Raw genomic sequence first — 6,652 nt, 5'->3', positions numbered from 1 at the left:
ATCGACGCCGGGTCGCCGGGCCGTGGCGGGCCCGGCCGAGGCCGGCGTTCCGACCGGCTCGGCCACCGCGGGCGTGTCCGAGGCCGGCGTCTCGACCGGCTTGGCCACGGCGGGCGTCTCCGGAGCCGCGTCGGCCGGGGTGTCCGGAGCCGCGTCGGCCGGGGTGTCCGGCTCGTCCGCGGGGGACCGTTCGCGCTTGTCGTCGGTCATGACGCGTCCTCGACGGTCGCGCCGGTCATGGCGGAGCCGAGCTCCTCCGGGGTGACGTTCGCCGGATCCACCTCGGCGACCAGCCGCCCCCGCAGGATCACGTGCAGCGTGTCGGACATACCGATGAGTTCCTCAAGGTCGGCGCTGATGAGCAGGACGGCGAGGCCCGCCGCCCGCGCCCGGCGCAGGTGTTCCCAGATCGCGGCCTGCGCGCCGACGTCGATGCCGCGCGTCGGATGCGCCGCGATCAGCACCTTCGGCTCGCCGGACATCTCCCGGCCGACGATCAGCTTCTGCTGGTTGCCGCCCGACAGCGCGCCGATCGGCACCTCGATGCCGGGCGTGCGCACGTCGTACTCGGCGACGATCCGGGTCGTGTCCCGGCGCGCGCCGCGCCGGTCGATCCACGGGCCGCGCGAGTTCGGCTTCTCCGTCTGGTGGCCGAGGATCCGGTTCTCCCAGAGGGTCCCCTCCAGCACGAGCCCGTGCCGGTGCCGGTCCTCGGGGATGTAGGCGATCCCGGCCTCGCGGCGGCGGCGCGTCGGCCAGCCCGTGACGTCCTCGCCGACGAACGTGATCGTCCCCGAGTCGGCCGTCCGGATGCCCATGATCGTCTCGATCAGCTCGCCCTGGCCGTTGCCCTCGACCCCGGCGAGGCCGACGATCTCGCCGCGCCGGATGTCCAGGGTCACGCCGTCCACGACGGGACGGCCCTCGGGGGTGAGCACCACCAGGTCCCGCACCGCGAGCTCGACCTGGTCGGTCACGGTGGACTCGCGCAGCTCGGGCGTCGGCAGCTCGGACCCGACCATCAGCTCGGCCAGCCGCCGCGAGGTCACCTCGCGCGGGTCCAGCCGGGTCGCGACCGTGGTGCCGCGCCGGATCACCGAGATCGAGTCGGCGACCGACAGCACCTCGTCCAGCTTGTGCGAGATGAACAGCACCGTCAGGCCCTGGGCGCGCAGCTCGCGCAGGTTGCCGAACAGCTCGTCGACCTCCTGCGGGACGAGCACGGCGGTCGGCTCGTCCAGGATGAGCACCTTCGCGCCCCGGTACAGCACCTTGAGGATCTCGACCCGCTGCCGGTCGCCCACGCCGAGGTTCTCCACCAGCGTGTCCGGGTCGAGCCGCATCCCGTACTGCTCGGCCATCTCGCGGATCCGCGTCCGCGCGGCGGCGAAGTCGATGCCGAACCCGAAACGGCCCGGGAACCTCTTGTTCCGCTTCCGGGGCTCGGCCCCGAGGACCACGTTCTCCAGGACGGTCAGGTTGTCGGCGAGCTTGAAGTGCTGGTGCACCATGCCGATGCCGCGCTCGATGGCGTCCGCGGGCGTGCGGAACGACACCTGCTCGCCGGCGATCTCGATGGTCCCCTCGTCCGGCTTCTGCATGCCGTAGAGGATCTTCATCAGCGTGGACTTGCCCGCGCCGTTCTCGCCGCAGAGCGCGTGCACCTCGCCGCGCCGGATCTCGAGGTCGATGTCCCGGTTGGCCACCACACCCGGGAACCGCTTGGTGATGGATGTCAGCCTGACGGCCGGCACCTGGTCAGGCACGAGTGCCCCCCTGTGAAGAAAAACCAGTGGAAACGCGGACCGGCGTCGCGCCCGCCGTCAAGCGCGGGGCGACGCCGGAACCGGTGCGGCGTCAGGCTCCGGGCTTGGTCGGAACCTTGATCTTGCCGCTGACGATGTCGGCCTTGTACTGGTCGAGCTTCGCCTTGACGTCGTCCACGAAGCCGCCGGTGGTCGCGTACGAGACACCGTCGTTCGACAGGTCGTACTTCTTCACGCCGGCCTGGAAGGAGCCGTCGGCGACGGCCTTGACGAAGTCGAACACCGAGGTGTCGACGCGCTTCACCATGGAGGTGAGGATGTGGTCCTTGACCGAGCTGACGGCCGGCTGGTTGTACTGGTCGGAGTCGACGCCGATGGCCCACTTGCCCGCGCCGCCGACGGTCTTGATCACGCCGATGCCGGCGCCGCCCGCGGCGTGGTAGATCACGTCCGCGCCCGCGTCCAGCTGGCCCTTGGCGGCCTCGTTGCCGAGCGCCGGGTTCTTGAACCCGTCGAAGTTCGGCGGCTGGGTCAGGTACTTGGCCGGCAGGACCTTGATGCCCGGCTTGGCGGCCTTGGCGCCCGCGACGTAGCCGGCCTCGAACTTCTGGATCAGCGGGGTGTTCACGCCGCCGATGAAGCCGATGGTGCCGGTCTTGGACTTCAGCGCCGCGGCGGCGCCGACCAGGTAGGAGCCCTGCTCCTCGGAGAAGCAGGCGCCCTCGACGTTGGAGCCGGAGACCGTGCACTGGTCGGCGTCCACGACCAGGAACTTGGTGTCCGGGAAGTCCTTGGCGACCTTCACGACCGCGTTGGTGTAGGCGAAGCCGACGCCGATGATGGCCTTGTAGCCCTTGCCGGCCAGCAGGCGCAGGCGGGACTCCTTGTCGGCGTCCGGCTCGTCCGGCTTGGCGGAGATCTCCTCCGTGGTGACGTTCAGGTCCTTCTTGACCTTGTCCAGGCCGGCGGCGGCCGAGTCGTTGAACGACTGGTCACCCCGCCCGCCGATGTCGAAGGCCAGGCCGACCTTGATGCTCTTCTTGCCGTCGCCGCCGCCACTGTCGCCGGAGGACGACTTCTTGCCGCCGCAGGCGGCCGTGTTCAGCGCCAGCGCGGCGCCCGCCACGGAGACGAGCGTGATCTTGAGTACACGGCGCATCGCCGCGCTCCTTCCGTTCCCCACCCAGAACAACGCGGCCGGGCGCGCACGCGAACATGCCCCGGCCACACAAACCGATCGGACGCTACCTCGCCGCAGGAGGTGAAACATCCGATGTGCACCGTTTCGCAACGCGTCCGTTACCAACGCGTAGGCTTATCGGCGCAGGTAGCGGGGCGGAAATCGGGGTGGAGAACCGGCAACTCCGGAGGGAGGATCGGACCGACCCTACTCCGGAGGACCCGTCTCGGTCAGGGGGACGGGGCTCCGATCGCGCCGCCGGCGGGCGCGGGGCCCGCGCGCGGTCCGGTGATCACCACCGGCCGGTGGGGACGGCCGGTGGTCGGGAAATGATCGGGAACGGTGCCCGGGCGGATCGTCCGGGCAGGTCGTCCGGGCAGGTCGTCCGGGCCGGTGGTCCGGGCAGGTCGTCCGGGCCGGTCGTCCGGGCAGGACGGGCGGTCCCGGGCGGGTCAGCCGAGCGCGGCGCCCTCCGCCGCGCCGCCGAGGGGGGCGTCCGCGGCGGTGTCGAGACGGCCGTCCCAGAGCGTGGTCAGGGCGGTCGCGGCCAGCACCCGGACGCCGACCGCCACGCACCGCTCGTCCACGTCGAAGTCGCCCCGGTGCAGGTCGTACTCGACCGACGAGCCGGGCGCGCGGACGCCGAGCCGGGCCAGCGCGCCGGGCACCGACTCCAGGTACCAGCCGAAGTCCTCGCCGCCGAGGCTCTGCGGCGTGGGCACCACGCCCTCCTCGCCGAGCACCTGGACGGCCGCCTCCCGGAACAGCTCCACGCTGGCGGCCTCGTTCACCGTCGGCGGGACGCCCCGGACGTACTCCAGCGACGCCTCCACGTCGTAGGCCGCGGCGACCGACTGGAGCAGCGCCCGCATCATCTCCGGCGCGCGGTGCCACGCCTCGTCGTCCAGGCAGCGGATGGTGCCCTCGGCGATCCCGTCGTCGGGGATGGCGTTGGCGACCGACCCGGCCGACACCCGGCCCCACACCAGCGACAGGCTGGAGCGCGGGTCCACGCGGCGGGACAGCGCGGCGGGCAGCTCGGTGACGATCTTGGCCAGCGCGTACACCAGGTCGGCGGTCAGGTGCGGCCGGGCGGTGTGCCCGCCGGGGCCGGTCACCTTCACGTACACCTTGTCGCAGGCCGCGGTGATCGCGCCGGTCCGCAGGCCGAGCCGGCCGACCTCGACGCGCGGGTCGCAGTGCAGCGCGAACGCCCGGTCCACGCCCGCGATGCCGCCCGCGGCGATCACGTCGAGCGCGCCGCCGGGCATCTCCTCGGCGGGCTGGAACAGCAGCCGGACGCGGCCGGGCAGCAGCCCCGCCTCCGCCTGCCGGGCCAGGAACAGCCCCGCGCCGAGCACCATCGCGGTGTGCACGTCGTGCCCGCAGGCGTGCGCGACGCCCGGCACGGTGGACCGGTACGGCGCGTTCGCCTTCTCGTCCTGCAGCGGGAGGGCGTCGATGTCGGCGCGCAGCGCGACGGTGTACCCGTCCTCCGGGCCGATGTCGCAGTACAGGCCGGTGCCGCGGGGCAGCACCCGCGGTTCGAGCCCGGCCTGCTTCAGCCGCGTCGCGATCCGCTCGGTGGTGCGGAACTCGTTGTTGGCGAGCTCGGGGTTGGCGTGCAGGTCGCGGCGGAACGCGATCAGCTCCGGCTCCGCGGCGGCCAGGAAGTCGTCCAGCCGCACCCGCAGTGCCGCGCCTCCCACCTGCACGTTCCCTCCCGTCCCTTCGGCCTCGCCGGCCGCCCGCGGGTCGCCGGGCGGCGCTCCGTCCCCGCGGTCCGTACCCGCGATCCGCCGGACCCCTCGCGCGATCCGGGTGCCTTCCGCCACCCCCGCGTCCGCGGCGGCCGTTCCAGGGCCGGGCATCACCCCGGGTCCCGTGTGTGTCATGTGCGCCCCCTGCGCGTGGGCGGGCAGGCCCGGTGGCCTCCCGCCTGTATCGGTACGCGGGGCGGACGTCCGGTCGGGATCATCGGTTCCCGGCACGGACGACCTCCCCGCGGGTGACGAACCGGTCCTCCGCGAGCTCGAGGACCGCGGCGTCGACCACGTCCTCCAGAGTGCCGCCGCCCGCGCGGATCGCGCGCTGGCGCTCGTAGGGGGCCCCGTGCTCCAGGACCTCCCCGGCGACCTTCAGCTCGTCGGCGCAGCCGAGCCGCGCCGCGACCGGTTCCAGCTCGGCGACCAGCTCGTACACCTCGTCGCGCAGCGGGGCGGTGTGCCCGCTGTCGTCGGTGATGACGATGGCGTCCAGGCCGTACCGGGTGGCCCGCCACTTGTTGTCGCGGACGACCCAGGCGGCCGGGCGCGGCAGCGTGTAGCCCCGGTCGAGCTGCTGGTCGAAGAGGGTGACCAGGCTCTGGCAGAGCGCCGTCGCCATGCCCACCTCGCGGAGGGTGGGTATCCCGTCGAACATCCGGATCTCGACCGTGCCGAAGTCCGGGTGCGGACGGATGTCCCACCACACCTCCTTGATGCTGCGGATCGTCCCCGCTCGCAGCAAGGTGTCCATATAGTCCTCGAACGCCGTCCAGTCGTCCAGCAGGTGCGGCGGTCCCGCGGTCGGGAGCTGGCCGAACACGATGGCCCGGCTGGACGCCAGGCCCGTGTCGGTCCCGCTCCAGAACGGGCTGGACGCGGTGAGCGCGAGGAAGTGCGGGAGATAGCCCGCCAGCGCGTTGACGATCGGGACCGCCTTCGCGCCGTCGGTGACGCCGACGTGGACGTGCACGCCGAAGGTCTGGATCTGCCGGGCCAGCCACTGCATCTGCTCGACCAGGTCGGCGTACCGCTGGATCGGCGAGGTCTCGGCGTCCCGCCAGTCGGAGATCGGGTGGGTCCCGGTGCAGGCGATCTCCAGGCCGAGCGGCCGGGCCGCGCCGCGCAGCGCGGTCACGGTCGCTGCGAGGTCGCGCTGGGCCTCGGCGACGGTCTGGCAGACGTCGGTCACGACCTCGACCGTGGACTCCATCAGCTCGTGCCGGAGCTTGGCGGCCTGCCCGCCCGCGCTGAGCGACGGCAGGGCGGCGAGCACCTCGCGCGCGTCCTGCCGCAGGTGCCGGGTCGCGGCGTCGACGAGCTGGAGCTCCCACTCCACGCCCAGTGTCGCGCCGCGCGACGGGTTGAAGACAATGGCCACGGCCAACCTCCGTCCACAATCCTTGCAGGTCGATGCGTGGCACGTGGGGCGATTCCGCCAGCGGGTCCCTAAGCCTGGACAAACGGCGGCCCAGGTAGGGCGTGTTCCGCACACCGGTTCCGCCTTCCCCCATCATGGCGCGCGCGGCCCCGATGCCGCCGGATTCCCCGTTCTTTGCGGATCATTTGATCCGGTCGGGCGACGGTCCATCACACGGAGTCACCGATTTCGGTCATGACCCACCGAGACGACATGCCCCGATGTGACTAGTACTTGTGCAGAACAGGGAAAGCCATTCGCACGCCACGGGTATCGGATCTCGCGACCGGTCGCCTACTCTTCCGGAAGACAAAGAGGGACATGTGTCATCCGTTCGCGATGGCCGGAGCAAGGACGGCGGGGGCTTGCGAGCACAGCGACCTGGTTCAGCACTGCGTCTTCCACCCCGCCGCGTGCTCGCCGCCGCGACGGCGGCGGCGGTGTCCGGGGTGGTCCTGGCGCTTCCGGGAGCGGCCCTGGCGGGCTCCGCGCCGGCCGGCGAGCCGGTCGGCGGGCCGCAGCT

The 6,652-nt window shown here is 72.4% G+C and carries 4 protein-coding genes and 1 pseudogene; all 5 read right to left on the bottom strand.

Annotated elements, in window-relative coordinates:
• A pseudogene (locus DZF91_RS09690) lies at positions 1 to 210 on the bottom strand (hypothetical protein); the annotation flags it as partial.
• On the bottom strand, positions 207 to 1,766 hold the full coding sequence (locus tag DZF91_RS09685; protein ID WP_199486521.1) for an ABC transporter ATP-binding protein: 1,560 nt from the start codon (positions 1,764 to 1,766) through the stop codon (positions 207 to 209). The gene DZF91_RS09685 and the pseudogene DZF91_RS09690, both read right to left, overlap by 4 nt.
• 91 nt (positions 1,767 to 1,857) lie before the next feature.
• Positions 1,858 to 2,925, bottom strand: a complete 1,068-nt coding sequence (locus DZF91_RS09680; protein ID WP_117357138.1) for a BMP family lipoprotein — start codon at positions 2,923 to 2,925, stop codon at positions 1,858 to 1,860.
• A gap of 473 nt (positions 2,926 to 3,398) precedes the next feature.
• The gene (locus DZF91_RS09675) at positions 3,399 to 4,655 is read right to left on the bottom strand and encodes a M20 family metallopeptidase (protein ID WP_117357140.1); all 1,257 of its coding nucleotides are present in this window, start codon (positions 4,653 to 4,655) and stop codon (positions 3,399 to 3,401) included.
• A gap of 265 nt (positions 4,656 to 4,920) precedes the next feature.
• Positions 4,921 to 6,090 (bottom strand): glutamate--cysteine ligase, encoded by a 1,170-nt coding sequence (locus tag DZF91_RS09670; RefSeq protein WP_117357137.1) that lies wholly within the window; start codon positions 6,088 to 6,090, stop codon positions 4,921 to 4,923.
• Positions 6,091 to 6,652: the final 562 nt, after the last annotated feature.

This window comes from Actinomadura logoneensis (assembly GCF_003428695.1).
GTDB lineage: Bacteria > Actinomycetota > Actinomycetes > Streptosporangiales > Streptosporangiaceae > Spirillospora > Spirillospora logoneensis.
Note: the sequence above shows the minus strand (reverse complement) of the source record. Positions and strands in the feature narration are given on the sequence as shown.